The sequence below is a fragment of the Yersinia aldovae ATCC 35236 genome (assembly GCF_000173735.1).
Taxonomy (GTDB): Bacteria; Pseudomonadota; Gammaproteobacteria; order Enterobacterales; family Enterobacteriaceae; genus Yersinia; species Yersinia aldovae.
In genome coordinates this window covers 1-1187 of sequence record NZ_ACCB01000095.1, presented here as the reverse complement: position 1 = coordinate 1187, position 1187 = coordinate 1, and the positions used below count along the sequence as shown (strand labels likewise).

The window sequence follows — 1187 nt, the reverse complement described above, 5'->3', positions numbered from 1 at the left end:
GTCCACTCCCCCTAAAATGAGACAGCTATAATTAGATTTTCTGCCTTTACCTTTGCAGAGGTCAAAATGAAAAAAGCACGCTTTACTGAAACTCAGATCGTTAATATCCTGAAACTGGCTGATTCAGGTATAAAAGTTGAAGAAATTTGCCGTCAGAACGGAATTAGCAGTGCCACCTACTACAATTGGAAATCTAAGTATGGTGGGATGGAAGCTAATGATGTTAAACGATTAAAAGAGCTTGAAGAGGAAAATACTCGTCTCAAAAAATTGTTTGCTGAAGTCAGTCTTGAAAATCATGCCATGAAGGAGCTTTTTGCAAAAAAGGGTTGGTAATAACCGAGAAAAAGTCCTGTGCCGGATTATTAACGGCTTCAGGCCTGTCGGTTATTACAGCTTGCAAACTGACCTCTTTATCGCGGGCCTCTTTTTATCGGCGCGGTACTGACTGGCGAGAAAAAGATAAGGTCGTTATCGATGCCATTCAGGCTGTGTTGTCTGAGTCGCCTCAGGCTGGTTTCTGGAAATGCTATTATCGTCTCAGATTTAAAGGGTTTATCTTCAACCATAAACGTGTTTATCGTGTGTATTGCCGGTTAGGTTTAAACCTTAAACGCAGGATCAAAAAAACGCTGCCAAAACGTGAGAATAAGCCGTTATCAATTGTGAATCTGCCTGATATTCAGTGGGCACTGGACTTTATGCATGATGCTCTTTACTGCGGTAAGCGGTTCAGAACACTAAATATAATTGACGAAGGAACGCGTGAATGTCTGGCCATTGAAGTTGATACTTCTTTACCGACAGACCGGGTTATCCGTGTACTTGATCGACTGAAAAAAGAACGTGGGTTACCTCAGCAACTCAGAGTTGATAATGGCCCAGAACTGATATCAGTTAACTTATTGAATTACTGCGAATATAATCACATTACACTGTGCCATATTCAGCCGGGTAAACCACAACAAAACGGATTTATTGAGCGTTTTAATGGCTCATTTCGTCGGGAGTTTTTGAATGCTTACTTGTTTGAATCATTAAGCCAAGTCAGAGAAATGGCTTGGTTCTGGCAACAGGATTATAACCTGAATCGTACACATGAAAGTCTGGGGCATCTTCCCCCGGAGACATACCGAAAACAGCTAGAAAACTCTAATCAGGACTGTCTCAGATAACGGGGAGTGGAC

At 41.7% G+C, this 1187-nt stretch carries 1 protein-coding gene; it reads left to right on the top strand.

The features are described 5' to 3' along the window. Positions 1-66: 66 nt before the first annotated feature. Positions 67-1175 (top strand): IS3-like element ISYal1 family transposase gene (locus tag YALDO0001_RS22675; RefSeq protein ID WP_086016827.1). Its coding sequence is split into 2 segments (ribosomal slippage): positions 67-319 and positions 319-1175, totalling 1110 coding nucleotides; the frame shifts between segments, so codons are not numbered across the junction. Positions 1176-1187: the final 12 nt, after the last annotated feature.